24 protein-coding genes and 2 pseudogenes are annotated in these 24,997 nt (G+C 60.4%); 18 read left to right on the forward strand and 8 right to left on the reverse strand.

Annotated features, from left to right (window positions below; all coding sequences use genetic code 11):
* Nucleotides 1-305: 305 nt before the first annotated feature.
* Nucleotides 306-563, forward strand: a pseudogene (locus FHT70_RS27480) (ISNCY family transposase); the annotation flags it as partial.
* 6 nt (nt 564-569) lie between these two features.
* Here the strand turns inward: FHT70_RS27480 and FHT70_RS27485 are convergent.
* Complete coding sequence (locus FHT70_RS27485; RefSeq protein WP_183706214.1) at nt 570-1,307, reverse strand: hypothetical protein; 738 nt, start codon at nt 1,305-1,307, stop codon at nt 570-572.
* A gap of 367 nt (nt 1,308-1,674) precedes the next feature.
* Between FHT70_RS27485 and FHT70_RS27490 the strand changes: the two genes are divergently transcribed.
* From FHT70_RS27490 to FHT70_RS27520, 7 genes are all read left to right on the forward strand, one after another.
* Entirely contained in the window at nt 1,675-1,971 is a 297-nt protein-coding gene (locus FHT70_RS27490; protein WP_183706215.1) for a DUF1778 domain-containing protein, read from the forward strand.
* Nucleotides 1,968-2,465, forward strand: coding sequence for a GNAT family N-acetyltransferase (locus FHT70_RS27495; RefSeq protein ID WP_183706217.1), 498 nt, complete (start codon nt 1,968-1,970; stop codon nt 2,463-2,465). Before FHT70_RS27490 ends, FHT70_RS27495 begins: the two co-directional genes overlap by 4 nt.
* 675 nt (nt 2,466-3,140) lie before the next feature.
* A complete protein-coding gene (blh, locus tag FHT70_RS27500) occupies nt 3,141-4,439 on the forward strand; it encodes a bifunctional sulfur transferase/dioxygenase Blh (RefSeq protein ID WP_183706219.1) in 1,299 nt (432 codons plus the stop codon).
* A complete protein-coding gene (bigR, locus tag FHT70_RS27505; RefSeq protein WP_183706221.1) occupies nt 4,430-4,777 on the forward strand; it encodes a sulfite-sensing transcriptional repressor BigR in 348 nt (115 codons plus the stop codon). Before blh ends, bigR begins: the two co-directional genes overlap by 10 nt.
* Nucleotides 4,774-5,184 (forward strand): YeeE/YedE family protein, encoded by a 411-nt coding sequence (locus FHT70_RS27510; RefSeq protein ID WP_183706223.1) that lies wholly within the window; start codon nt 4,774-4,776, stop codon nt 5,182-5,184. The genes bigR and FHT70_RS27510 overlap by 4 nt, the downstream gene beginning before the upstream one ends.
* Entirely contained in the window at nt 5,181-5,612 is a 432-nt protein-coding gene (locus FHT70_RS27515; RefSeq protein ID WP_183706225.1) for a YeeE/YedE family protein, read from the forward strand. Before FHT70_RS27510 ends, FHT70_RS27515 begins: the two co-directional genes overlap by 4 nt.
* Nucleotides 5,594-6,391, forward strand: a complete 798-nt coding sequence (locus FHT70_RS27520; protein WP_183706227.1) for a sulfite exporter TauE/SafE family protein — start codon at nt 5,594-5,596, stop codon at nt 6,389-6,391. Before FHT70_RS27515 ends, FHT70_RS27520 begins: the two co-directional genes overlap by 19 nt.
* A gap of 271 nt (nt 6,392-6,662) precedes the next feature.
* Here FHT70_RS27520 and FHT70_RS27525 read toward each other — a convergent pair whose 3' ends face one another.
* Nucleotides 6,663-7,484 carry a universal stress protein gene (locus FHT70_RS27525; RefSeq protein WP_183706229.1) on the reverse strand — a complete coding sequence of 274 codons (822 nt, stop codon included), beginning with the start codon at nt 7,482-7,484 and terminating at the stop codon, nt 6,663-6,665.
* A gap of 722 nt (nt 7,485-8,206) precedes the next feature.
* Between FHT70_RS27525 and FHT70_RS27535 the strand changes: the two genes are divergently transcribed.
* The 7 genes from FHT70_RS27535 (at nt 8,207) to FHT70_RS27565 (ending at nt 13,755) form a co-directional block, all read left to right on the forward strand.
* Entirely contained in the window at nt 8,207-8,638 is a 432-nt protein-coding gene (locus tag FHT70_RS27535; protein ID WP_183706284.1) for an EF-hand domain-containing protein, read from the forward strand.
* A 320-nt stretch (nt 8,639-8,958) separates the two neighbouring features.
* The gene (locus tag FHT70_RS27540; RefSeq protein WP_183706231.1) at nt 8,959-9,225 is read left to right on the forward strand and encodes a PepSY domain-containing protein; all 267 of its coding nucleotides are present in this window, start codon (nt 8,959-8,961) and stop codon (nt 9,223-9,225) included.
* A 2-nt stretch (nt 9,226-9,227) separates the two neighbouring features.
* Nucleotides 9,228-9,797, forward strand: a complete 570-nt coding sequence (locus tag FHT70_RS27545) for a cytochrome b/b6 domain-containing protein (protein ID WP_183706233.1) — start codon at nt 9,228-9,230, stop codon at nt 9,795-9,797.
* A complete protein-coding gene (locus tag FHT70_RS27550; RefSeq protein WP_183706235.1) occupies nt 9,794-10,471 on the forward strand; it encodes a response regulator transcription factor in 678 nt (225 codons plus the stop codon). The genes FHT70_RS27545 and FHT70_RS27550 overlap by 4 nt, the downstream gene beginning before the upstream one ends.
* Nucleotides 10,468-11,799, forward strand: coding sequence for a HAMP domain-containing sensor histidine kinase (locus FHT70_RS27555; RefSeq protein ID WP_183706237.1), 1,332 nt, complete (start codon nt 10,468-10,470; stop codon nt 11,797-11,799). The genes FHT70_RS27550 and FHT70_RS27555 overlap by 4 nt, the downstream gene beginning before the upstream one ends.
* Before the next feature lie 161 nt (nt 11,800-11,960).
* A complete protein-coding gene (locus tag FHT70_RS27560; protein WP_246722005.1) occupies nt 11,961-12,251 on the forward strand; it encodes a universal stress protein in 291 nt (96 codons plus the stop codon).
* A 10-nt stretch (nt 12,252-12,261) separates the two neighbouring features.
* Nucleotides 12,262-13,755 (forward strand): acetyl-CoA hydrolase/transferase family protein, encoded by a 1,494-nt coding sequence (locus tag FHT70_RS27565; protein WP_183706239.1) that lies wholly within the window; start codon nt 12,262-12,264, stop codon nt 13,753-13,755.
* Between the two features lie 11 nt (nt 13,756-13,766).
* On the opposite strand, the gene FHT70_RS27570 is transcribed toward FHT70_RS27565, so the two are convergent.
* From FHT70_RS27570 to adhP, 3 genes are all read right to left on the reverse strand, one after another.
* Nucleotides 13,767-14,741 (reverse strand): ABC transporter ATP-binding protein, encoded by a 975-nt coding sequence (locus FHT70_RS27570; protein WP_183706241.1) that lies wholly within the window; start codon nt 14,739-14,741, stop codon nt 13,767-13,769.
* Between the two features lie 125 nt (nt 14,742-14,866).
* The gene (locus FHT70_RS27575; RefSeq protein ID WP_183706243.1) at nt 14,867-15,589 is read right to left on the reverse strand and encodes a CBS domain-containing protein; all 723 of its coding nucleotides are present in this window, start codon (nt 15,587-15,589) and stop codon (nt 14,867-14,869) included.
* Between the two features lie 372 nt (nt 15,590-15,961).
* The gene (adhP, locus tag FHT70_RS27580; protein ID WP_183706286.1) at nt 15,962-17,035 is read right to left on the reverse strand and encodes an alcohol dehydrogenase AdhP; all 1,074 of its coding nucleotides are present in this window, start codon (nt 17,033-17,035) and stop codon (nt 15,962-15,964) included.
* A gap of 220 nt (nt 17,036-17,255) precedes the next feature.
* Between adhP and FHT70_RS27585 the strand changes: the two are divergent.
* Nucleotides 17,256-17,900: pseudogene (locus FHT70_RS27585) on the forward strand (alcohol dehydrogenase catalytic domain-containing protein); the annotation flags it as partial.
* Between the two features lie 198 nt (nt 17,901-18,098).
* On the opposite strand, the gene FHT70_RS27590 reads toward FHT70_RS27585, so the two are convergent.
* Nucleotides 18,099-18,932, reverse strand: coding sequence for a universal stress protein (locus FHT70_RS27590; RefSeq protein ID WP_183706245.1), 834 nt, complete (start codon nt 18,930-18,932; stop codon nt 18,099-18,101).
* A gap of 66 nt (nt 18,933-18,998) precedes the next feature.
* A complete protein-coding gene (locus FHT70_RS27595; RefSeq protein WP_183706247.1) occupies nt 18,999-21,680 on the reverse strand; it encodes an HAD-IC family P-type ATPase in 2,682 nt (893 codons plus the stop codon).
* A gap of 237 nt (nt 21,681-21,917) precedes the next feature.
* Here FHT70_RS27595 and FHT70_RS27600 point away from each other — a divergent pair, with 237 nt between their 5' ends.
* Together FHT70_RS27600 and FHT70_RS27605 are read left to right on the forward strand one after the other, a co-directional pair.
* Nucleotides 21,918-22,238 (forward strand): TraR/DksA family transcriptional regulator, encoded by a 321-nt coding sequence (locus FHT70_RS27600; protein ID WP_183706249.1) that lies wholly within the window; start codon nt 21,918-21,920, stop codon nt 22,236-22,238.
* A gap of 26 nt (nt 22,239-22,264) precedes the next feature.
* Nucleotides 22,265-24,127 carry a heavy metal translocating P-type ATPase gene (locus FHT70_RS27605; RefSeq protein ID WP_183706251.1) on the forward strand — a complete coding sequence of 621 codons (1,863 nt, stop codon included), beginning with the start codon at nt 22,265-22,267 and terminating at the stop codon, nt 24,125-24,127.
* Here FHT70_RS27605 and FHT70_RS27610 read toward each other — a convergent pair.
* On the reverse strand, nt 24,124-24,945 hold the full coding sequence (locus FHT70_RS27610) for a universal stress protein (protein WP_183706253.1): 822 nt from the start codon (nt 24,943-24,945) through the stop codon (nt 24,124-24,126). The two genes, FHT70_RS27605 and FHT70_RS27610, sit on opposite strands and share 4 nt — an antisense overlap.
* Between the last annotated feature and the right edge of the window lie 52 nt (nt 24,946-24,997).

The raw sequence follows: 24,997 nt of genomic DNA on the forward strand, positions 1-24,997 counted from the left end.
CGCTCCGGCAAGATCATGCGCCGCATCCTGCGCAAGATCGCCGAGGACGATTTCGGTGCCCTCGGCGACACTTCGACGCTTGCCGATCCCGCCGTTGTCGACGATCTGATCGCCAACCGGCAGAATTGGACAACGGTCACTGCGTAGATGGAAGGTGATGGCACCATCGGCGTGCTCTCAAGTCGTCTCGAAGTTCAGAATTTATCGATATGCCTCAACTCATTGCTTTCGCGGAGCGGCAACTCCTTCCTTGAGGGTCGCTGGTTCGTATCCCTTCATGAGCGCCGCCGGCGATTTTGGGAAGTGCGGAGGTCGTCGACAACAAGCGGCTGGACGACATGCTGTCGATCGTCGCCGAGTTGCAAGCCGGCCGAGAACAGCAACGCAGCAAGAGTGGTCCCCGACGCACCGGGCAGATGGATCATATGTTTGGCATTCGGGACGGTAGCACAGCCAACGGCTATCAGAAGCGGGGACGCAAGCCGAGGACAGATTACATGAACGATCCGGCGGTGATTGCACGGCGAGAGAAAGCGTTATTGAGGCAACCAGCGGCGGAATAAAGATCGTCAGTGCACGCCGATGTCGCTTTGCGTAGCCGATTCCAGCTGCAGGCATGCGGACCAAAGCGGTGTCTTGTGGAAGGATCCGTCCTGGAAGAGTGTGAGCCCCTCTCTTACTTCATAGAGCAAGCCGAGCCAGCACAAGCGCCGTAAGACGCCGTATTTTCGATCGGATTTCAGCTTCCAGGCTTCCAGGGTCATTTCGGTTTCCGAAAGAGGCGCCAGATCTGGATAGAGGATTTTCACAACCTCCATTAGCGTGCAACCTTCTCTGGCCTTGATATTGAGAAGATTGAGGAACATGCGCCACCAGCGCAACCGCGCTTGCACCTCCTCTTCCCGTTCGGTGGCGTGGATGTAGGAATAGAGATAATCCGTGGCGACCAAATCGAAGAAGGCGTTAGGGTTCACCAGAAACTCGCGGCCGCGTCTGGTTGGCAGCAGCACATCCTTTTTCCGACGAAGCAGCTTCAGATGACGGGTCATGTCGCGCACGACCCAGAGCGGCGGCATGTCGCGTTCATTGAGCACCTTGTTCATGCTATAGAGGTCTTCGGCTGTAAAGTCGGGCCAGAGGAAGTTAACAGCGGCCCAATGCACGAACTTGCGGTTCATGGCGCCGGTTGCCGTCAACCCGATGCCACCCTCACCGTCGGCATAGGCAACGGCAAGAAGCATGCCGCGAACGAGTGGTGACAGCGCGGCGACATTGACGTCACCCTGCAGTTTGATTTCCGGAAGCATCGTGCGACTTTGATCCCTACCCCGCCCCTATGCAGGTGCGCACGAGTATCAGCCGGAGACGGAACAATTGCTACTGAGAAAGCTAAAGCCGAAGAGGAGCATCATCACCCGCCCCCGCTCCGCCCTTTCAACCCGGCCCAGCCGGCCGGATCGGGGGCTGATCGTCAGAGCCAGTGTCGCATTTCTAACTGGCTGACAATGTCGCAGCCCTATTCAGCTTTGACAGAGGGAAATCGCGTGGCCGATGGTTCAATCAGACGAGCTAAATGCCGCGAATTAGGAACGCGCGAATTGTGGAACGACAATGCCTTTACGGGCCTTGTAAAGATATTGTCGTTACGCTATATCGGTGCAACAGGAGTTTGCCATGCCGACCTCACACACGAGCAAAAGCTCGGACGCAAGCGTACCGCTGAATATGCGCATCAAGCCTGCGACCCGCAATCTGATTGATCGAGCTGCTGAGTTGCTTGGGAAGACGCGAACGGATTTCATGTTGGAAGCTTCCGAGCGCCGAGCCGAGGAAGTGCTGCTCGACCGCACTATCTTCACGGTAAGCCCCGAAATCTATGCTGAATACCTTGCCCGGCTCGATGCACCCACGCAGCCCAATGAGCGTTTAGCACGCACCATGTCGACCAAAGCACCGTGGGATGAGGCGTGACCCTCAGCGCACCGGCCCCCCTGACCGATCATCATGAGTTGGCCGAGTTCAATTCCGGAGTCGTTGAACTGGACGACTGGCTGCGACGTCGCGCCCGTTCTAATCAAACCAGCGGCGCATCACGGACCTTCGTCGTGTGCGAGGAGAGCCGCGTCATCGCCTATTACGCGCTCGCTTCCGGCGCCATCAAGCAGCCGGAAGCGCCTGGCCGCTTTAGGCGCAATATGCCAGATCCAATTCCCGTCGCTGTGGTTGGTCGCCTCGCCATTGATCAATCCTACCAAGGGCGCGGTATCGGCAGGGCATTGGTGCGCGACGCGGGCCTGCGCCTGCTCAATGCCGCTGAAGTAGTTGGCATCCGAGGTATGCTCGTTCATGCGATTTCAGATGACGCACGAGCCTTCTACGAGGCCGTCGGCTTCCTGTCGTCTCCGTCCGACCCCATGATGCTGATGGTCGGATTGCATGACCTCAATAATGCGCTGAACCGTTAGGCGGAAATGATCATTAATTTCGGTCGAATGCATTCCATCTCGCTTCTAAGTCGCTGAATTTTGGGCCGAAGGATCCGACCTCAATTGAGGCCGCGGGTTCTAGTCCTGTCAACCGCATTAACGGTCGTCGGTTGGACGCCGATTGGCAGTCAGAAAAATGGTGAGAGCGCTGTCACCGTCGTTCGTCGAAAATCATGTTCTAAATCGGATGTCTTCCCCGAGAAGCTGCAAGGCCCAGTTCCATTTGCAACGTTCCGTTCTTGGGCGTTGCCCAGGCTTCTCCAAATCTCACCACGACCGATAGACGTTGCCGCCATGCGCCGCCTCTTCTGATACCCGGGGGAGCGCAGGACGGCATCGAGCTTGTCGCCAACCTTGGCTTCAAAAACGCCCCTGAGCGTTTTCAAAGCATAGTCAGTCCGGAAGCCAGCCGACGCAGGATCGGCAGCGGCGCTCAGCATCCCTCGGATGGCGTGCTGGAAAAGAACCCCGTCACGATAGCCGGCAGGACCAGCCACCGGCGATCCGCCGTGGCCGCCAGGACTGTTCCTTGAACTGGAAGCTTTCGCCTCGAGCGTCCGGCCACAAGGTATGCACAGAGTTGCATACCTGATCTTGTTTTATATCGTTATATATTATATTATAGTATATAACGATTGAGGCGCGGAGCCAGTCATGCCCATTACAGCAATATCCGAGAAGCTTTCCGTCTCGACGCAGCCGAGCATTGAGGACATCCAGTCGCTCCGCGACAAAGAATTCAAGACACTCATCAACAACCGACCGGACGACGAGGATCCTGCACAGCCTGGCACGCAAGCGGAAAGCCAGGAAGCGAAGCACTGCGGCCTGTCCTATGCGTTCATCCCGGTCACGGCCAGCACGATCACCGAGGCGGACGTGCGTGCGTTCCAGCGCGCGGTCGATGAATCCGACGGGCCTGTGCTCGGCCACTGCAGGACCGGCACTCGCTCGCTGAGCCTCTACTTGATCGGTGAGGTCCTTGACGGCCGCATGTCTGCCGATGAGGTCGTCGAGTTCGGAGGCAGCCGCGGCTACGACATCAGCGCTGCAGCACGCTGGCTTGAGAAGCAGGACGCGCACCGTCCGCAGGTAAAGGGCTTTTTCGACAAGCGTACCTGGAGCGTTCAGTACGTGGTGTCGGATCCCGCGACCAGCAAGTGCGTCATCATCGACCCTGTGCTCGACTTCGACGAGAAGTCAGGGGCGACAGCGACCGTCAATGCCGACGCTATCCTCGACTACGTTCGCGACCAGGGGCTGACCGTCGAGTGGATCCTCGACACCCATCCGCACGCCGACCACTTCTCGGCTGCGCAGTATCTGAAGGAGAAGACGGGGGCGAAAACGGCCATCGGCGCGCGCGTCGTGGATGTCCAGAAGCTTTGGAAGGGCATTTACAACTGGCCAGAGCTCGCGACCGACGGTTCGCAATGGGACCGGCTGTTCGCCCATGGTGACACCTTCATGGTCGGCTCCATCGATGCCAAGGTGCTGTTCTCACCGGGACACACCCTCGCCTCCGTCACCTATGTGGTCGGCGATGCGGCTTTCGTGCACGACACGCTCTTCATCCCCGACAGCGGGACCGCACGAGCCGACTTCCCCGGTGGTGACGCACGCGTCCTGTGGAAGTCGATACAGGACATCCTCGCGCTTCCGGATGAGACGCGAATCTTCACCGGCCACGACTATCAGCCAGATGGGCGGGCGCCTCGTTGGGAAAGCAGCGTGGCTGATCAGAAGAAGTTCAACCCGCATCTTGCTGGCGTGACGGAAGAAGAATTCGTGGCGCTCAGGACGAAGCGTGACAAGACGCTGCCGATGCCGAAGCTCATCCTCCATGCCTTGCAGATAAACATCCGCGGCGGGCGCCTGCCAGAGCCGGAAGCGAACGGCAAGCGCTACCTCAAGTTTCCGCTGGATGCATTACAGGGAGCAGCATGGGAATGACCGCCGATCCGAAGGCAACGATGAAGGCTGGGCTGTCTCCTGCGGAGCTTTCTCTCCGCGCGGGCGAGGTGGCGAACCTTCTGAAGACGCTGTCCCATCCGGCGCGTCTGATGATCGTCTGCACCCTCGTGGAAGACGAGTATTCGGTCGGGGAGCTTGAAGAGAAAGTCGACGTCCACCAGCCGCATCTGTCGCAGCACCTGACGGTACTGCGCGGCTCCGGCATCGTCGAAACGCGACGGGAGGGAAAACAGATCTTCTACCGTCTGACGGAAGAAAAGGCCGCGCAACTTGTTGCCGCCCTCTATGACATCTTCTGCGTGAAGGACGAGAAATGAGCGCCTATCTCCCATCTCTGCTCGGCGGCATGCTGATCGGGGCATCGGCTGTCATGCTTCTGCTCCTCAACGGCCGGATTGCCGGGATCAGCGGGATCGTCTGGCGTCTCGCGCAAGGGATCGGCTTGACGACCAACCTTGCCTTTGTGCTCGGGCTGCTGCTCGGGCCGCTCGCCTATCTGCCTATGTTCGGCGGCTGGCCGGTTGTGCAGATCACCGCCGGCTGGCCGCTGCTCATCGTGGCGGGACTGCTTGTCGGCTTCGGCTCACGCATGGGCTCGGGCTGCACCAGCGGACACGGCGTCCTTGGGCTTGCCCGTCTTTCGACACGATCAATGGTGGCGGTGGCCACGTTTCTGACCGCCGGCGCGGTCGCCGTCGCAATTCTGCGAGGTGCGGGGTTATGAACAGGAACATCTATCAATTCGTCGCGGCGCTCGCCTCGGGTGTTGTCTTCGGCTTCGGACTGTCCTTGTCCGGCATGCTGAACCCCGTCCGTATCCAGGGCTTCCTCGACGTCTTCGGCGCCTGGGATCCGAGCCTCGCATTCGTTCTTGGCGGTGCAGTTGCGGTCGCGGCCATCGGCGTGCAGGTGATGAAGCGGATGCGGCATCCAGCCTTTGACGACAGCTTCCATGTGCCGGCGAACCATCGGGTCGACGCGCCGCTGGTTATCGGCTCCGTCTTGTTCGGTCTTGGCTGGGGGATCGGCGGCCTCTGTCCAGGCCCGGCGATTGCATCTTTGTCAATGGGTCTTCCTCGGACAATCCTGTTTGTCGTGGCGATGCTGGGCGGGATGATGTTGTATGACAGAGTATGGAGCCGACGGGCGTGAGCTATCCTATCGTTTCGGCAGTCGGCTCCGGCGGCCTCGTCGGCTTCATGCTCGGCCTCCTGGATGGAGGCGGATCGATCCTGGCAACGCCCCTTCTGCTCTATGTGGTGGGGGTGACGCAGCCGCACGTCGCCATCGGCACGGGCGCGCTCGCCGTTTCGGCGAACGCGTTCGCAAATTTTGCCAGCCATGCGATCAAGGGTCACATTTGGTGGCGCTGCGCGGCCGTCTTCTCTGCACTCGGCGTCGTCGGCGCCGTCGGCGGCTCCAGCCTCGGCAAGGCGATAGACGGAGATCGCCTGATATTTTTCTTCGGGATCGTGATGATGGTCGTTGGCGCTCTGATGCTGAACCCCCGGAAGGCGGTGGCCGTCGAATGCCGCCCGGTCGACCTCAGGATGTGCCTTGCCACCGCGGCCGTGGCACTCGCCGCCGGCGCTGCATCCGGCTTCTTCGGGATCGGCGGGGGCTTCATTATCGTGCCCGGCCTCATGCTGTGGACGGGCATGCCGATGATCAACGCGATCGGCACATCTCTCCTCTCCGTCGGTGCATTCGGACTGACGATCGCCCTGAACTACGCCAGTTCAGGGCTTGTGGACTGGCGGCTTGCCGCCGAGTTCATCGGCGGCGGCATTGTCGGCGGCGTTTTTGGCATGCTGCTCGCTACGCGGCTCAGCGCCTACAAGAACATCCTCAACCGCCTGTTCGCGGCGCTCATCTTCGTGGTTGCCGCTTACATTTTGCATCGGAATTGGCGGACGGTGGTGTTGGGGTAAGGCGTCAAGCGGCGAGACGGGGCGCGGTCATGTTCCAACCTCGGTTGATGCGCCATGAAAACTGGCATGCTGCTTTGCATTATCCTGTTGCGCGTCACGCCTTGAACAGCGTCTGCGCCAGCGAGGGTGATTATATGCGCCCATGACGATCAACTCGGCAATCACATCCGTGGCATGCTGCCTCTGGACCTCGTCAGCTTCCGCCCGTCGGCGGCGCATTGCTGCAGGAGGTCATCGACGTAGCGGTCAGCCTCAACGCCCTTCGCGCTCTCTAGTGGGCGAGAAGCACTGGCAGCTCCGCCTTAGCGAGCAGTTCGCGAGTAACGCCGCCGAGGATGAATTCACGAAGCCGGGAATGGCCGAATCCACCCGCGACCAGGAGGTCTGCTTTACGCTCCAGCGCAGCCGATTGGATGGCAGCGGTCGCGGTCTCTCCGCCTGCCTGGATGGACACGTCTTCCACGTCGAATCCCGAGTGCTTCAAGGACGAGATCAAGAGCGCGCGGTTCGCCTCGTCGATCTCCTTGTCGTCCGTGATCGAGATGACCTGCACCTTGGTGGTGCGCTCGATGAAAATGCGGGCGCAGGATAAGGCGCGCGCGGCAGTGGCGCTGCCGTCCCAGGCAACGGCGATCGTGTCTACACGAGAGCAGATGCTCGTGGCGGGATATAGAACGATGGGACGGCCGCTCCCGAACAGCAGCGTCTCGGAAAGCTGGCGGGAGAGCTCCGACGCCTCGATGATGGACAGGTCGTGGCACCTGGCAAATTCGGAAAAGCGCTCATACACGAACGGCTCCGTGGCCTCGAATCCATGGATTCGCACTTGAACGCCAGTCTCCGAAACAGCGTGGGTGAGATGCTCTCGCAGCGAAGTCCCGCTGTCCCGGCTATACCGCTCAGCTTGCCCCCGCCACGCGTCGACATCGATCACTGTAGGAAAGGGCTGATGGACCTGGGGGATGCGAACTCGCGGGATGCTGGCGACGAGATGGGCGTCATTCCGCCGAGACAGGTCGATTGCATTGTCGATTATGGTGAAGGAACTCGCGTCGGGATAGGTCGACAACGGGAGATGGAACTGCGGCTTCATGATGGCCTCCTGAGGTTAAACAGCCGTCACGATGCCTGCCGCAGAGAGAGTTTGCATTGCGCTTTGTCAAGGCCATGGCGCAACCAGGCTGCGAATTTGGAAACTCGTCAGCGTTTTGCTGAGGGCTTCGACCAAGCATTCCCATTCGATCGTGTAGCAGATATCTGAACCATTCGTATGAGGGCGAGACGTTACTATCGCTGAAAGCAAAAACGTTGCCATTCTTGACCTGAATCAATGGAGCTAATGCCGGATAGACAGATGATGGATCTATCGTCGTGGCCGGGGCTTCGCGGCCAGATTCGGAGGATCATTCCATGGCGAACACTACCTTGCATGCGCAACCGTCGACCTACTCTGCGATGCCGATTCATGTCTCCGTGCTGGTGCTTGGCACGACACTGGCCGCCTTCGTCACCGTCTCATTCCTGCTCTGCATGGTGCTCGGCTTCGTGGCTCCCGACTGGGGACTGCATCGGCCCTGGCTGCAGTTCTTTTTGGGCCTGACCGGCTTTGATCTTCGAAGCCTGGCCCTCGGGACGATTCAAAGCGTCATCTTCGGCGGCTACGCGGGAGGATTGATCGCTATAATCTTCAACTTCACCAGCCGACGTCTTGGCCGATTGGGCAATCTGCGGGGACTTGGGCGCAAGCTCATCTTAAAATCGTCCTGCTCCACTCGGAAACAGGCGTGTAGACAGATTAAACCAAAGGGGAAGGACATGAGAAAGACAAGACTTCCAAACGCTGTGGCGCTCGCCGCGACGATCGCCCTCGGCGCTGCGGGATTCGCGGTCGCACAGACGAATGGTGTGGATCCGCATCATTCCGAGGAATCATCGCAAGGCGCCTCACCCTCCGGAACGGAGGAGATGAACGGACAGGGCCAGGAGACCATGCCCGGTTCCGGCATGATGCCCGGCGGAATGGGGCGAGGTATGATAATGCAGCCCGGCATGATGGGCGGCATGCCGCCGATGGGCATGCGCGGACAGATGATGAAGATCATGTTCGCAATCGCCGACACGGACGGGGATGGTGCGCTGTCCTTCAAGGAGGTGACGGCCATCCACAAGCGGATTTTCGACAGCGTGGACGCCAACAGAGACGGCAAGGTCACGCCCGAGGAGATGCAGGCGTTCTGGCGGCAATAGCCAGAACCGATAAACAATGGGGTCTCCAACAATTGGTGCCTCGTTACAGCGGCAGCAGTTCTGCTGGCGCTATTTGCGATCCGCTCTGCTGCGAGCTCTCGCTGCGGATTGCACCCCGCAATCGGATGCAGGTACGTTGGATGTGCCCCCACCCGCAGCCTTATGTTGCCGAGCCGATGGGCAGGAAATCACCGTTGCCCGCAGGCTGGCTGTCTCGGCCTGTCGCAAATTCGAATGGTGTCACGGACAGCAAACGGACAGGTTCAGACCTTTATCCAGTCGCTGTCGCCTCCTGGAAGGCACCAGCAAAGGATTGAACCATGAAGTTGAAACTTATCTCGGCCCTCATGATCCTGGCCGCAACTCCCGCTCTGGCGATCGCAAGCCCAAGCTGCACCAAGGAGCCGAAGTCCAAGTGGATGCCCGAAAAAGCCATGAAGGAAAAGATCGACGCTCTGGGCTACAAGGTGAAAACCTTCGAGATCACCGGAAGCTGCTACGAGATCTACGGCAAGGACAAGGATGGAGACCGCGCCGAAGTCTACTTCAATCCAGTGTCCGGCGAAATCGTCCAGAAAGGCGACTGACCATGGCGCCCGTTGAATTGCAGAAGCAGGAGGGCCGTCGGCCCTCCCACGTCGCGAGCGGCACCGTCAAGGTCTGGGATCCAATCGTCAGGCTGTTTCACTGGACGGTCGTCACGGCCTGCATCCTCAATCTTTTTGTGCTCGAAGAAGGAAAATATTGGCATCGTTTGACCGGCTATGTCGTTGCCACGGCCATGGTCGTACGGATCATCTGGGGGTTCGTGGGAACCAGGCATGCGCGGTTCGACGATTTCTTCCCCACACCCGGTAAAGTGAGAGCGCAGATTCTTGGCATCATCAATGGCAGCGAGCAACGCTATATCGGCCACAATCCGCTGGCATCCATCATGATGCTGGGTCTGATGGTACTTCTTGCCACGACCGCGCTCAGTGGCTGGATGACCACGCTCGATGCCTTCTGGGGCGACAAATGGCTCGAGGAAGTACACGGCGTCGTAGCCAACAGCATCATGGTCCTCGCTTTCATCCATGCCGGGGCGGCATTGATCGAGAGCTGGAGACATCGAGAAAATCTCGTCTGGTCGATGGTGACAGGTCGAAAGAGAGCATGAGGATTCTTCTGATCGAAGACAGCGCCCGGCTTCGCGAGCTTCTTTGCGAAGCCATCCGCGAGGCCGGCTGGCGCATGGATGCCTTTGCTACTGCAAATGAAGGCCGTCTCGCGCTTGATGGAACAAGCTACGATATCCTTCTTCTTGACCTTGGCCTGCCCGACGAAGATGGGCTTGATGTGTTGAAGTCTTTGCGTCTCGCCAAGCGGCAGATTCCGGTGCTCGTGCTGACGGCACGCGGGGCCGTCGACGAGCGGATTGCCGGGCTGGATGCCGGGGCCGACGACTACTTGATCAAACCCTTCAACAATGGCGAGCTGATCGCGCGGATTCGCGCACTGATGCGGCGCTCGCCCGTGACAGCCATGCCGACACTGGAATTCGCCGACGTCAGATTTGAGACGGCATCTCGCCATGTCACCTGCCACGGCATTGAAATGACACTTGCCCCATCGGAAAAGTCGTTGCTCGAACTGCTGATGCGCAATGGCGGGAACGTGGTTTCCAAGCGCAAGATGGAACACGCCTTCTCCGAGTTCGGCGACGAGCGCAGCAGCAATGCCGTCGAGCTGGCAGTCTCCCGGCTGCGGCGGAAACTGGAGGGACATCCCGCCAATGCCGTCATCGAAACCGTGAGAGGCGTCGGTTACATGCTGCGCGAGGAACGGGGTTGATTCGATCGGCTCCTACCTTAACGGCCATTCTGACGCGAAGGATCGCCTTCTTCGCCATGGTCGCGATGCTTGTCCAGCTCGCCGTCGTCTTCTCCGACTATTATTGGAACATCGGGGAACTTTCCCGCCTTTATGTCGAGCAGGAAACAGAGCGGCTTGCCTCGGGCGTAGGTGGCAGGGACGGAGCCGTTACCTACAGGCTGCCGGCAGCTGTAGGCCGGCGTTATGCCCATCCACAGACCGGCTATGTCGCCCGCATTCGCGACGGCCGGGGCCACCTTATCTTCGAATCCTGCGACGATGCCTGCGAAAGCCATTTCCTGCCCGCGGAGGTCAATCCTCCGGATTTTTGGCTTCGCACCATAAAGCCAGGGAAACCCCTTACGCTCGTCGGTGGCCGAGCTTTCCAGATCGGCGAGCAGCGGATTCTGGTTGATGTCGCCACTGTGGGCGATCCTGAGAATCTCGCGTCCGGCGTCTTTTGGAACGAGATCCTCGAGCACATGATCGTGCCGATGAGCATCTTGCTCGGACTTGTTCTCGGGGCAACCTTAATGTCGGTTCGCCGTGCTCTGAAGCCCGTGAAGGCAGCGGCAGATGCTGCCGAACTCATCGATCCGATGGATTCCAGATCTCATCTGCCCTTCGAGGGAATGCCGCGAGAGATTGCCCATCTCGCGGTGGCCGTCAACCGGGCGTTCCAACGGATTGGCGAGCTGATGCTGTCGCAAAGGGTACTGACATCCGGGATCGCCCATGAAGTGCGCACACCGCTTGCGGCCATCAAACTCGAACTCGGCCGTATTGACCATCCGAGGGCGCGGAAAGCTGAGGCGGATCTCGATGACCTCGTGCATTTTGTGAGCCAGCTGATGGCGCTCGCGCGGCTGGACACTTTCGATCACAGCACATTCGAAGAGATCGATCTAGTCGTTCTATGTAGAGGCGTGGCCGAGCAGCTCGCACCTTGGGTTTACGAAAGCAAGCATTCGCTGGAGGTGTTCGCCCAGGTCGAGGCGGCAGGTGTCAGAGCCGCACCAGCCCTGTTGAAGGACGCCCTTCGCAACCTGGTCGAGAATGCGGTTCGCCATACGCCCGATTCAACGAAGATCATTGTCAGGGTGGGAGAATACGGTATCCAAGTCGAAGATCGACAGGAAGTACGACTTGGCAGTTTCGTCCATCAAACCCGGAATGCGGAAGGCCTCGGAATCGGACTTAAAATCGTTGAACGGATCGCGGAACTTCATAAGGGATCGTTGAGGCGTACCAAATCTCGGCACGGCCACATGTTCGAACTCTTGTTGCCGCCGGGCGAACCGAAATAGGGCTGAACTGTTCGCGCCATCGCTTCTCCCGATCCAGCCTGACCGCCTCCGCTGATCAAGCAAGACATCAGAGCTGCTATTGCGCCAGGTCAATGCGCATTTCCGACCAGGTGTCAAAATAATAATATCACAGCGCAATTCTTTCCTTCGGGAATACACCCATGAGACGGCACTTCTTCCTTCCACTCCTCACCTATGCCCATGCTGAAAGACGAGACAGACGAATACCTGATCGAAAACCTGCAGAAGAATGGCGTGATGGCGGAGGCGATCCAAGTGCGTGCCCGCGGGGACTCGGCGAAAAGGGGCTGCAGAGCAAGGCCTTCGAATTGCGGGCCGACCTTCTCGTCATGGGCGGTTTCGGCCATTCGCGCTTGCGGGAATTCGTGCTCGGCGGCGCGACGCAGGCGGTGCTGACCAGCATCACCCTGCCTGTCCTGCTGTCGCATTGAGGGCCTGTGCATGACGTTCAAGGATCGGCTTCGGAACGATCGGCTTTGGGATCGTATCGTCGATGCCGCAGAGGCCGCGCGGCTGATCACCGACGGCATGACCGTCGGCATGAGCGGATTCACCAGAGCCGGCGAGGCCAAGGCCGTGCCGCTGGCGCTGGCGGAACGGGCAAGACGTGATCCGCTGAAGATCACGCTGATGACCGGCGCCTCGCTCGGCCACAATATCGACAGCACGCTCACCGAGGCTCATGTCATCGGGCGCCGCATGCCGTTCCAATCCGATCCCGTCTTACGTCGGGCGATCAATGCCGGCGAAGTCATGTTCGTCGACCAGCATCTGTCGGAGACGGTGGAATTCCTGCGCAGCGGCCAGCTTGCACCGGTGGATGTGGCCGTTGTCGAGGCGACCGCGATTACCGAGTGCGGCGGCATCGTACCGACGACCTCCGTCGGCAATTCGGCAAGTTTCGCCGTCCTCGCACCGAAGGTGATTGTCGAGATAAACCTGTCGCAGCCGGAAGCACTGGAAGGTCTCCACGATATCTATCTCCCTGCCGCGCGACCGAGCCGGGACGCGATCCCCATCGTTGCGCCCGATAGCCGCATCGGCGTACCCTTCATTCCGATCCCGCCGGAAAAGATCGCTGCGATCGTCATCACCCAGAGCAGCGACAGCGATTCAGCGGTGGAGGCATCGGATGCCGAAACCGATGCTATCGCCTGCTATCTCACTGAGTTCCTGCTGCATGAGGTGCGGCGCGGCCGCCTGACGGAGAGATTGCTGCCGCTCCAGGCGGGCATTGGAACGATCGCCAACGCAGTGTTCCAGAGGTTCACGGAGACACCGTTCCACGATCTGACCATGTATTCAGAGGTACTGCAGGATTCGACATTCGACCTCATCGACGCCGGCAAGCTTGGATACGCATCAGGGTCCTCGATGACATTGTCAACCGGGAAACACTGGCGTGTGCTTTCCGAGATCGAACACTACAAGCGGCGGCTCATCTTGCGCCCGCAGGAGATCAGCAATCACCCCGAAGTCATCCGGCGGCTTGGCATCATCGCCATCAACACGGCGTTGGAATTCGATATTTACGGCAACGTCAACTCGACTCATATCGGCGGCACCCAAATGATGAACGGCATCGGCGGCTCCGGCGATTTCGCCCGCAACGCCCACATGTCGATATTCGTCACGAAGTCGCTTGCCAAGAACGGAACAATCTCGCGCATCGTGCCGATGGTCAGCCATGTCGACCATACCGAGCACGACGTCGATATTCTGGTGACGGAAATCGGTCTTGCCGATCTTCGCGGCCTTGCCCCGCGGGAGCGGGCGGAGGTCATCATCGCCAACTGCGTGCATCCGATCTATCGTGAAACGCTGGCAGATTATTATCGGCGCGCGCTGCTGCGCGGCGGCCACACGCCTCATCTCCTGGAGGAGGCGCTCAGCTGGCACGATGCCTTACGCCGGACAGGAAAGATGCTGCCGTAGCGCCGCCCGTTTCACGCCTCCATGGCGTCAGCCGCTGCCGTGTCCTCGACCATCTCGTCCTCTTGCAATCTTGCAGCGTCACTTGCATCGCGGATCATGGCATATTTGACCTGCGTCACCTTCAGGTCGCGGTACCAGTCGATGAGTTCTCCCCACGGATCTCTGATCTTGGAGAGGCCGGAAATGAAGGCGACGACGGTGCCGATTTCGGTCTTGCCGGTGACGACATAATAGCCGCCGAGCGCGAAGATGCCGGCATAGCCCAGCTGTGTCATCAGGTTCATCATGAAATTCATGGTGAACTTGATCCGGAAGACGCTCATGTTCAACGCAAAGAGCCTCTCGATCCGATCGCTCTGAGCGTCGAGCGCATCATTGGTGGCGACGTGCTGGACCATGCTCTGGCTGACATGGCGCATGACGGTGATTTTGGTTTCGACGCGGCGGTTGATGGCGAACTGCATCAGCGGCACGAAACCGATCTGCGGCAGGAAGACGACGGCGACGGCCAGCGCCATAAGGGGCTGCAGAAAGATCATATAGCCGCCAACGGCGACAAGAATGCCGGCCTGCAGCAGCGGCTCCGAGATGCTGGTGCCGACAAAACCGCCGACCGGTTCGGCCTCGGCGATGATGATCGAGAGCTGCACGCCTTCGGCAAGCGCATCGAAGGGAGCCTCCCCCGATCGCTCCGAGGCAACCAGCGCCGACTTGCGCAGCCAGCGCACCGCGATCTCACCGATCCAGCCACGATAGATGTTGAGCATCAGTTTGGTCAGGCCTTCCAGCAGGACGAGGCCGAGATAGGCAAGGACGAGAAACAGGATGGTCTGGTAGGCGCCGCCGTCTGTGGCCGCATTGATGATGCGCCTCTGGACCTCCAGCGGCGCGGTGCCGGCGAGGAAGAGAACGATGGAAAGGGCCGCGATCGCGATCTGGTGATGGCGACCGACGAGAAACACGAAACCGAACAGACTTTTCGGCATTTTACGTCATGGCCTCGTATTTGTGCTTCACAATGGCCGGCGCCGCTGCGAGCGACGGGAGCGGGCTTCCACCTTGTGGGGCGCTCCTGCCGGCTGGCCATTCCATGATTTACCTCCCTGACTTTTCAAGCCTGTCTCATCTCGGCATCCGGCGGCGGCAGTGCGATGCCGTAATAGGGATCGACCCAGACGAGCTGGTCCCTGACCGACGTCACGCCTGCAACGTTCTCGACCGCGACCCTTGCGGCCAGGCGCTCGCGTTCGTCGAAGATCGTTCCGGTCAGTTCGGCGACGCCACCGGCGACGTGGCAATGGATGAAGCCGTTGCGGCTCCAGCTCTGTTTTGCAAGTTCCGCTTCGATTGCTGCCTGGATCTGAGCGTCTCCGGCCGAAAGCGACGCCGCCGGTAGTGCCCGAGACAAGGCCCGCAAGAGATCGGAGCGCGAGATGATACCGACGAGCCTGCCATTCTCCACCACGGGCAGACGCTTGATATCCTGGCGTTCCATCAATCTGACGGCGTCGGAAATGGAGGCGGTCGGCGCGATCATGCTGACCTGCGCGGTCATCACCTCCTCGATCCGCCGACCATGGGTTCGGACATATTCGGCGGCGATCTTTCCGGAGCTCGTCAGCCATTCGAGCAGCCACGACCGCTTACGTTCGGTGTTCAATTCACTCCGGCGCAGGAAGTCCCCTTCGCTGACGACGCCGACCAGCGCTCCGTTGGCATCGACGACCGGCAGACCGCTGATCCTGTTGTCGAGCATCAGCTTGGCGGCTTCGGTGACGGAACAGGATGTCGTCGTAGTGATCGCCGGCGATGTCATGATGTCTTGAACGAGCATTTTCGACTCCTGATGTTTCGCATCCTCTCGGCAAAACGTGACGCGCGAGAACCTTGAACAGGCCGGCATTTTGTCGGCGTAATCGATGCCTGGGTGCCGGCCTTTGCAGCAGGCAAGCAAAGCTTTGGGCTAGTGGGAACAAGTTAGCGGCGATGAAGCCGGGACGCTTTGATCAACGTCAACAATGGAAGGAACTCGAAACGCAGCCGGATCGTTTGAATTCCTTTTCGGCCCAGCGCTTCGCTCTCAGCCCCAGCCGGGGGGGCGCCTTGCTCCACGTACCGGATCGGCCGGTACGAGGCGCTCTGGTTTTAGAATCGAAGGTGTCTCCGCCGCTCCTCCCGGGCGCGGCGGAGAGGCGCAGCGCGCCAGCTATGCTGCGGACTGGTCCCGCGCTGCGAAGATGCTCGCCTCTCCTGCGATATCGAGCACCGTGCGGCCCTCGATCGTTCCCGCTTTGAGATCGGCAAAGATATCGTTGATGTTGTCGAGCGGCGCCTTGGAAATTTCGGCGCGAACCTTGCCTTCGATGGCGAAAGCCAGCGCTTCGTCGAGGTCGCGGCGCGTGCCGACGATCGAGCCGCGTACGGTGATGCGTTTCAGGACGACGTCGAAGATCGGTGTCGGGAAGTTGCCCGGTGGCAGGCCGACGAGGCTGACGGTGCCCTTGCGCCGCACCATGCCGAGCGCCTGCGAAAAAGCGGGCGGCGAGACGGCGGTGACGAGAACGCCATGCGCACCGCCGCCAGTTGCCTTCAGTACCTTTTCGACGGTGTCTTCGGCGCGGGCGTTCAGCACGAGATCGGCGCCGACCTGGCGGGCAAGGTCAAGCTTGGCGGCAGCGACATCAAAAGCGACCACCTTGAGACCCATCGCTTTGGCATATTGGATCGCAACATGGCCGAGGCCGCCGACGCCCGATATCGCCACCCATTCGCCGGGCCGCGCTTCGGTTTCCTTTAGCCCCTTATAGGTCGTGACACCGGCGCAGAGGATTGGCGCGATCTCGGCAAAGTCGACGTCTGCGGGAAGGCGGGCGGCGAAAGCGGCCGAGGCAATGACATATTCGGCAAAGCCGCCATTGCAGCTGTAGCCAGTATTGTGCTGGTGTTCGCAGAGGGTTTCCCAACCGGTTTCGCAATATTCGCAGTGCAGGCAGGCATCGTGCAGCCAGGCGACGCCGACGGCATCGCCTTCCTTGAATTGGGTGACGCCGGGACCGAGAGCAGCAACGACCCCGGCCGCTTCGTGACCGGGAATGAAGGGCGGCAGCGGCTTGACCGGCCAATCGCCGTCGGCGGCATGCAGATCGGTATGGCATACTCCGCAGGCAACGACCTTCACCAGGATTTCACCTGGACCCGGAACAGGCACCGGCACGCATTCGATCGCGAGCGGCTTGCCGAACTCCCGAACCACTGCCGCCTTCATCAACTTGCTCGTCATGATCTTCGTCCCTTCACGATGATTGTCCGGCGCGGATAGTGCGGGCATCGGACACTCCGCACATTGACCCATCGCAAAGAGCAGCTCCGTTGACCGGATCGCGCTTGGATTTTACGACCAGCGACGCACGGATGCCCATGCAGATTGGGTCTTGGCTTCATCCCGTCGGAAGAAGAAGGTAACCTGCCACATCTGCGGGAGGCGTTGGGAGGTAAGCCTGATGAAAGCCATGGTTCTCGAAGCGGTCGGATCCCCTCTGCGTCAGGTCGATCGGCCCGATCCCGTCGCGCTAAGCGGGCAACTGATGTTGAGAGTAGAAGCTTGCGCCGTTTGCAGGACCGATCTTCACGTATGTGACGGCGATCTTTCCGAGCCGAAGCTTCCGCTCATTCCCCGCCATGAGATCGTCGGCGTCGTTGAGGCAGTGGGGGAGGGGGTGCCTACATCGCGCGTCGGACAGAGGGTCGGCGTTCCCTGGCTTGGTCACACTTGTGGCTGCTGTTCTTTTTGCCGGAGCAAAGAGGAAAACCTTTGCGATCAGCCGCAATTCACCGGCTATACGCGGCATGGCGGTTTTGCCACGCATGTCGCTGCCGATGCTGATTACGCCTTTGTGCTGGATCAGCAGGCCGACCCGGTAGCGCTTGCGCCGTTGCTGTGTGCCGGTCTCATAGGGTGGCGTTCACTGAAAAAGGCCGGCGACGGCTCCAGGATCGGGTTATACGGTTTCGGTGCGGCCGCCCACATCATCGCGCAGGTCTGCCGTTGGCAACGGCGCGAAGTCTATGCTTTTTCACGTCCGGGCGACACTGCGGCGCAGCTTTTCGCGCTCGACCTCGACGCCGTGTGGGCGGGAGGCTCGGATGAAGGTCCGTCATTGAGGCATATCGATGGGCAACTCCGAGAGGGTTATGAGAGTGTCGAATAACAGCCCTCAGAAGGGAGCGCGGAAAAGCAACCAAGATATTCTCGCGATGCCGCCGCAATCCTGCTGATCGAGGAAGTGCCGAGCCACATGCCAGCCGAAGGCGGCCGCGCGTGATACATGGCCGCACCCACGTACTCAATGAGCCATAAAGATCGGCATACTGCTTTGCTCGATCATGTTGCGCGTCACACCTCCGAACAGCGTCTGCTGCCAGCGAGGGTGATTGTATGCGCCCATGACGATCAAATCGGCGTTCACATCCATTGCATGTTGCCTCAGGATCTCGTCTGCCCTGTTTCCGCCGCTCGCCACGCGATCCACCTGAACCTTGACTCCGTGACGGGAGAGGAAGCTCGCGATGTCGGCGCCTGGTTCTTCTCCATTCACCCGCTCTCGCGAGACCGGATTGACCATCGTCACATAGACACAGTCCGCCGTCTTCAACAGGTCGAGGGCCTGCCTTGCGGCACGCGACGCCTCGTCGCTCGAATCCCATGCCAGTACGATCGATTTGGAAGTGGAAGAGAGCGGCCGGCGGCCGCGATTGATGATGACCGGCGTCGGCGTCTCGAACAAAGCGCCATCCATGACCCTTTTCTGCAGTTCCTCGTCCTTGCACGCTTGGCGGCCGACGAGAACGACGTCGGCATAGAGCGCCCGATCTGCAATGTCCTCCCGCGCAAAAGCGTATTCCGTGTAGATGTCCTGCACGTCGTAGGACAGACCGGTGCGCGAGAGATACGCCTTGATCTCTTCGGCCTTCTTGACGAGTTCCTCGATATCACGCTGGCGTTCTTCCAGCCAGATGGTCGACAGGGAGTTGTATTCTCCCACCATCGGCGACGCGCCCATGCAGATCACGACCGCGCTGAGATGCGCTCCGGAGGCTCCGCAAAACTCCACGGCGGCCTTCAGGTCTTCGTCGAAATATTTGGAAGTCAGGATGCTCAATACCGTGCGAATGGACATTTCGATCACCTCTCTTGCTCAATATCGGAATGATACCGGCACTTGCGACGACGTCTTTGATCTTCGTCAAGCGCCGCGGGATGAATGAGCGCGCCATCGTCGGCATACGAACTTGTCGACCTCGGTCACGAGTACGAGTGAGCTCGCCACCAGCATGCTCAGACCCCACTCAAGAGGCGTGATGGGCGAAAGGCCAAGCGTTGTGCTGAGCCATGGTACGTACATCGCCGAGATATGGATAGTCTGGGCGGTCACCACGCTGAGGAGCAGGAACCGGTTCCGAAGAATGTCGGCCGAAAATATCGATCGTCTTTCGGAGGAGCTTGCCAGGGTCTGGACGTTCTCGAACATCACGAAGATGAGAAGCGTCATGTTGCGGGCTTCGGGAACCCCATACCCGTGCGAAAGCATCCACTGGAAAGCCAGGAACGCTGCTCCGCCGATGACGACCGTCGATTGGACGACGCGCCGGATCATCACGCGGTCGAGGACAGGCTCGAGCGGAGAACGTGGCGGGCCGGCCAGTTCATCTCCTTCCGGCCTTCCGCCCGCAAGGGCGACGTCCTGTATGCCGTTTGTCACGAGATTGAGCCATAGGAGCTGAACAGCGAGGAGTGGCATGGGCAGTCCGAATGGCAGCGCGAGCATGAAGAGCAGAACCTCCGCGGCGCCCGTTGCGACTGACATCAACACCACCTTGCGGATGTTGCGATAGGCCGCCCGGCCTTCGGCGATCCCCGCGACGATGGACGCGAAATTGTCGTCGGTGATGACGAGATCGGCGCTCTCCTTTGCGACCTCTGTTCCCCTGAGCCCCATTGCGACGCCGACATGCGCCCTCTTCAAAGCCGGACCGTCGTTCACACCGTCTCCTGTCACGGCGACGATATGGCCGTTCCGGATCAGGGAGCCGACGATCGCCGATTTCTGCGCCGGTTGCACTCGGGCGTAGATGCGAGCCTCTCTGGTAATTTCGTCCAGCCGCCCGTCGCCCGCTCGTGCAGCTTCGTCGATGTCGTGGCCCGAAACGATCTGGCGGGCGTCAAAGCTCAAGCCAGCATCTCTGGCAATCGCGGCAGCGGTCCGCGGATCGTCCCCGGTCACCATCACGACCTCCACGCCCGCCGCGCGGCAGTCTTTCATGGCGTTCGGCACCTCGGGTCGAATTGGGTCCTGTAGTCCGGCCAGCCCCAGGAACACGAGATCGACAAGGTGACCGTGCCCGAGGCTCCTGGCGAGCTGTACGCCGACTTCCCCTTCGGCGAACGCAAGCACCCTGAGGCCGCGAGCGGCCATCTCTTCCTTCTGCGCCAAAAGTGAAGCGCGGTCGATTTCGACGAGGTCTCCTGCTGAGTCCATCCGATCAGCCATTTCTATGAGCACCTCCGACGCCCCCTTGACGAAGACATGGATTCGATCCCCGCCGTGGTGGAAGGATGCGGCGTATTTGTGCTCGGGCTCGTAGGCGATCCTTGCGGCCAGTGGGTATCGGTCGTTCAGCTCTCCCTGTGCCAGCCCCGCCTTTCGCCCCGCTGCGAGGAGCGCCACGTCGACCGTGTCGCCGGCAGCGACCCACAGATCGTCCCGGCGAATCAGGCTTCCTTCGTTTGCGAGCAGTGCAGCGCGCAGCAGCTTGCGCGCCCTCTCGCGGACAAGATTGCCGTCCAGGCCGCTCGCCCTGATCTCACACCTGTCAAGATCGGCATGGGCGTCCAGGACGATGTCCGTTCCGTCCGGCAGGCGAATTTCGGTCACCGTCTGGACGTTGCTGGTCAAGGTCCCGGTCTTGTCCGTGGCGATCATGGTGGTCGAACCCAGGGCCTCTACGGCGGGCATGCTTCGGACGATGACGTTGCGGGCAGCCATCCGCCGCATGCTGACCGCAAGCGCGATGGAGATCGCGATCGGAAGCCCTTCAGGAACAGCGCTCACGGCGAGACCCACGGACATCATGACAAGATCGTGCAGAGGGAGGCCCCGCATGAAGCCCGCCAGGACAAGTACCAATGCTGCCAGTCCTACGAAAACCGCGAGCGCGTTCGTAAACTTCGCCAGACGCGCAACGAGCGGGGGCTGCGACGAACTGGCTCTTCCCAGCTCGACGGCGATGCGGCCAAGCATTGTTGCCGCACCAGTAGCAGTCACGACGCCTTTGGCTCGCCCGCGCGTCACCAGAGAGCCCGCGAGCAGCAGCAGGGAACTGCCTGTTTCATCTTTCGAGCCTTCGACTGCTTGCCCTTTGGAGACCGGCATCGACTCTCCGGTCAGAAGCGACTCGTCGCACCGGAGGCCGCTCGCATCGACAAGCGTCAGATCGGCAGGGATTCTGTCACCGGATTCCAGAAGAACGAGATCGCCCACGACAAGGCGTTCGGCCTCGATCCGGCAAGCCACGCCGTCCCGGATGACCTTGGCCAACGGCTGCTCAAGCTTCCGAAGGGCGGCGGCCGCCCGATCCGCGGAATATTCCTGGTAGGTGCCTATGGAGGCATTGATCAGAAGTACGACGAGAATGAACAGGGCGTCTTCGATCCTGCCGGTCGCAAAGGAGAGCGCCGATGCCAGCAAAAGGATATAGATGATCGGGTTGCGGAATTGGACGAGGAAGACCTTCAGCGGGGATGGGGGGGCAGGCTCGGGCAGCGTGTTTGGCCCGAACCCGGCAAGGCGTTGCTCGGCCTCGATGCTCGTCAGTCCGTTCGCCTTGAGCGTTTTAGGGGCGGGTGTCTGCGCCGTGAGATTCATCATGGACTCCGGGCTTGTCGCAGCGATTTCATTGATAGCTCGCGAGACAGCCTATGTGCGCCAGCGCACGGGGCATTGACCGGGATCAAGGAGCTTCAATCGGACTGAGATATGCTGAAGACGATTTGTGGGCCGTGGCATATGCGGCCACATCGTTTCAAAGGCGCGGTGCTTGGATCGGTGTTCCGGCGGCGGCGCGTGCGAACCTGCGCTGATCCGGCAAGATTGAAAGGCAATGAAATGAATAAGAGCTCGGTACAGACCGTGTTGCAGTCGATGAAGGATGACCTTGTCCGTCGCCTCGAAGCGATCGATGCGGATCTCTGTGTGGCGCTCGAGAAGGACAGCGAGGAGCGCGCGACCCAGGTTGAGAACGATGAGGTTCTCCGCGAGATGCAAGCCGAGGGGCGCGACCAGATCGCGGCCATCGACGCGGCTATCGGAAGGCTGAACGACGGCAAATATGGGCAATGCGCCAAATGCCATCAGCCGATCGGCAAGGAACGGCTGACTGCGGTTCCCTATACGCCGTTCTGCATCGACTGCGCAAAATCGTTCTGATTTTTGAATTTGTGGGAGGGTGATTGATGGCTACGGCGGCGGCTTGGTGGGCTGGCGGGTGGACGTTGCCTCAGGGCAGGATGTCGCGACTGAGGAAGGCGGGCTCCCGCTCGGGCCTTCTGGTAATGTTGTCGCTCGTTGCGCTTGCGGCCGCACTCGCCTTCTATCTCGTGGGTCACGGCCTTGGATATCGGTTAATCCTGTTAGGCTGCACCAGCCTAATCCTGCTGTCCCTTTGTATCGAGATTGCCAAGAAGCTGCGGAAGGAGGAATACGGCCTGGACCTGATTGCTGCCATGGCCATGGCGTCCTCTTTATGGTTCGGTGAATATCTTGCCGGAGCGATCGTCGGCCTCATGTATTCCGGCGGTCAGTTTCTGGAAGCATACGCACACCGTCGCGCCGACGAGGGCATGTCGGCTTTGCTGGCGCAGGTTCCGCGCACGGCGATGCGGCTTGCCGCAACCGGTTTCCAAGAAATTCCGATCGAGACGATCGCGGTCGGCGATGTCCTTCTGATACGCAAGGGCGACGTCGTACCGGCCGACGGGACGCTCGTCGGCGAATTCGCGACGATCGACCAGGCGGTGCTGACCGGAGAACCTTTCCCGGCGCGCATCGCCAAGGGAGGTAACATTTCGAGTGGCGCCACGAACGAGGGTGACGCTATCGAAATCCGCGTTCTAAGCCGCGCCGAGGATAGCACCTATGCCGGGATAGTCAGGCTCGTGGAAGCATCGAGGCGCTCCAAGGCAAAGCTGATGCGCCTGGCCGACCGGTTCTCGGTCTGGTTCCTGTTCGCAACGATCACGGTTGCAGGGGGTTCCGCATTCATGTCCGGAGACATGTCACGGATCGTCGCCGTGCTGGTCGTCGCCACTCCCTGTCCGTTGATCCTTGCCGTACCTGTCGCACTTGCAGCCGGCACCTCAAAAGCCGCCAGGGAGGGCGTTCTGGTCAAGGGAGCGGGACCTCTTGAGGCCCTTGCTGAAGCCACCGTGGCGGTGTTCGACAAGACGGGGACGCTCACGGCGGGAGAGCCGGAAGTCGGTCACATCGATGGCCCGGAGCATCCCGACAGGATCCTGCGGCTCGCCGCCTCGCTGGATCAGGCATCGAGCCATGTGGTCGGACGTGCGCTGGTGGACGAGGCGCGGAGACGGGGCCTGGTTCTGAGCCGCCCATCGGAGGTGACGGAGACTGCGGGATCCGGTATTTGCGGAATTGTTGATGGCGTACGTGTCGGCGTCGGAGGAGACACGTATTTCGGAGAGGCTCCGCCGTCAGGGTCGAACGGTCCAAGCAGCGCGATGCGTGTAAAGGTTCTCTTTGATGATACGCTGGCTGGCACGATCACGCTTGAGGACCGTCTTCGCAAAGACGCTGTCCAACTCGTCACCCAGCTCAGGGCATCAGGGATCTCTCGGGCGGTACTCGCTTCCGGTGATGAACTGCCCATCGCGACAGCGATAGCTCGCTCGCTGGGCTTGGACGAAGTCGCGGCGGGGCTTGATCCCTCCGACAAAGTCAAAATCATTGAGAAGGAGCGAGTCAACGGGAGAGTGCTGATGGTCGGCGACGGAGTGAACGACGCGCCAGCGCTGGCGGCAGCAGACGTCGGAATCGCTGTCGGTGTCGAGAACCTCGCCGCGGCCGCGGAGGCTGCGGATATCGTTCTCGTCCGGGACGACCTCACCAGGATACCCAAGGCGATCGGCATCGCGCGTCGTTCACGCAAGATCGCGCTTCAGAGCATCTATGCGGGTATAGGTCTGTCGCTCCTCGCAATGGGGTTTGCGGGAGCGGGCTACCTTCCGCCCGTCGGCGGCGCATTACTGCAGGAGGCCATCGACGTGGCGGTCATCCTGAATGCCCTTCGCGCTCTCTAGTGGGCGAGAAGCACTGGCAGCTCGGCCTTGGCCAGCAGTTCCCGAGTAACGCCGCCGAGGATAAATTCACGAAGCCGGGAATGGCCGAATCCGCCCGCTACCAGAAGGTCTGCTTTACGTTCCAGCGCGGCCGATTGGATTGCGGCGGCAGCGGTCTCTCCGGCTGCCTGGATCGACACGTCTTCTACGTCGAATCCCGAATGCTTCAAGGACGAGATCAGGAGCGCGCGGTTCTCCTTGTTGATTTCCTTGTCGTCGGTGATCGAGATGACCTGCACCTTGGTCGAACGTTCAATGAAAATCCGAGCGCAGGATAGGGCGCGCGCGGCAGTGGCGCTGCCGTCCCAGGCAACGGCGACCGTGTCTACACGAGAGCAGACGCTAGTGGCGGGAAATAGCACGAGCGGACGGCCGCTTCCGAACAGCAGCGTCTCGGAAAGCTGGCGGGAGAGCTCCGAGGCCTCGACGATGGACACGTCGTGGCACCTGGTGATTTCGGAAAAGCGTTCAAACACGAACGGCTCCGTGGCCTCGAATCCATGGATTCGCACTTGGACGTCAGTCTCGGCAACAGCGTGGGTGATATGTTCCCGCAGCGAAATCCCGCTGTCCCGGCTATATCGCTCTGCTTGCCCCCGCCACGTGTCGACATCGATAACTGTGGGAAAGGGTTGATGGACCTGGGGAATCCGGACTTGCGGGATGCTGGCGACGAGATGCGCGTCATTCTGCCGAGCCAGATCGAAGGCGTTGTCGATAATGGTGAAGGAACTCGCGTCGGGATAGGTCGACAATGGGAGATGGAACTGCGGCTTCATGGTGGCCTCCTGAGGTTAAACACCCGTCATGATGCGTGCCGCGGAGAGAGTC

It is taken from the genome of Rhizobium sp. BK049 (assembly GCF_014193135.1).
GTDB lineage: Bacteria > Pseudomonadota > Alphaproteobacteria > Rhizobiales > Rhizobiaceae > Rhizobium.

Bases quoted from the DNA above. Each gene is read 5' to 3' on its own strand.
- FHT70_RS27570 (WP_183706241.1), bottom strand. From the start codon at position 14,741: ATGCCGAAAAGTCTGTTCGGTTTCGTGTTTCTCGTCGGTCGCCATCAC.
- FHT70_RS27590 (WP_183706245.1), bottom strand. From the start codon at position 18,932: ATGTCCATTCGCACGGTATTGAGCATCCTGACTTCCAAATATTTCGAC.
- FHT70_RS27535 (WP_183706284.1), top strand. From the start codon at position 8,207: ATGAGAAAGACAAGACTTCCAAACGCTGTGGCGCTCGCCGCGACGATC.
- FHT70_RS27525 (WP_183706229.1), bottom strand. From the start codon at position 7,484: ATGAAGCCGCAGTTCCATCTCCCGTTGTCGACCTATCCCGACGCGAGT.
- FHT70_RS27595 (WP_183706247.1), bottom strand. From the start codon at position 21,680: ATGATGAATCTCACGGCGCAGACACCCGCCCCTAAAACGCTCAAGGCG.
- FHT70_RS27550 (WP_183706235.1), top strand. From the start codon at position 9,794: ATGAGGATTCTTCTGATCGAAGACAGCGCCCGGCTTCGCGAGCTTCTT.
- FHT70_RS27565 (WP_183706239.1), top strand. From the start codon at position 12,262: ATGACGTTCAAGGATCGGCTTCGGAACGATCGGCTTTGGGATCGTATC.
- blh (WP_183706219.1), top strand. From the start codon at position 3,141: ATGCCCATTACAGCAATATCCGAGAAGCTTTCCGTCTCGACGCAGCCG.
- adhP (WP_183706286.1), bottom strand. From the start codon at position 17,035: ATGACGAGCAAGTTGATGAAGGCGGCAGTGGTTCGGGAGTTCGGCAAG.
- FHT70_RS27540 (WP_183706231.1), top strand. From the start codon at position 8,959: ATGAAGTTGAAACTTATCTCGGCCCTCATGATCCTGGCCGCAACTCCC.
- FHT70_RS27610 (WP_183706253.1), bottom strand. From the start codon at position 24,945: ATGAAGCCGCAGTTCCATCTCCCATTGTCGACCTATCCCGACGCGAGT.
- FHT70_RS27560 (WP_246722005.1), top strand. From the start codon at position 11,961: ATGAGACGGCACTTCTTCCTTCCACTCCTCACCTATGCCCATGCTGAA.
- FHT70_RS27520 (WP_183706227.1), top strand. From the start codon at position 5,594: ATGGAGCCGACGGGCGTGAGCTATCCTATCGTTTCGGCAGTCGGCTCC.
- FHT70_RS27515 (WP_183706225.1), top strand. From the start codon at position 5,181: ATGAACAGGAACATCTATCAATTCGTCGCGGCGCTCGCCTCGGGTGTT.
- FHT70_RS27490 (WP_183706215.1), top strand. From the start codon at position 1,675: ATGCCGACCTCACACACGAGCAAAAGCTCGGACGCAAGCGTACCGCTG.
- bigR (WP_183706221.1), top strand. From the start codon at position 4,430: ATGGGAATGACCGCCGATCCGAAGGCAACGATGAAGGCTGGGCTGTCT.
- FHT70_RS27575 (WP_183706243.1), bottom strand. From the start codon at position 15,589: ATGCTCGTTCAAGACATCATGACATCGCCGGCGATCACTACGACGACA.
- FHT70_RS27510 (WP_183706223.1), top strand. From the start codon at position 4,774: ATGAGCGCCTATCTCCCATCTCTGCTCGGCGGCATGCTGATCGGGGCA.
- FHT70_RS27600 (WP_183706249.1), top strand. From the start codon at position 21,918: ATGAATAAGAGCTCGGTACAGACCGTGTTGCAGTCGATGAAGGATGAC.
- FHT70_RS27545 (WP_183706233.1), top strand. From the start codon at position 9,228: ATGGCGCCCGTTGAATTGCAGAAGCAGGAGGGCCGTCGGCCCTCCCAC.
- FHT70_RS27605 (WP_183706251.1), top strand. From the start codon at position 22,265: ATGGCTACGGCGGCGGCTTGGTGGGCTGGCGGGTGGACGTTGCCTCAG.
- FHT70_RS27485 (WP_183706214.1), bottom strand. From the start codon at position 1,307: ATGCTTCCGGAAATCAAACTGCAGGGTGACGTCAATGTCGCCGCGCTG.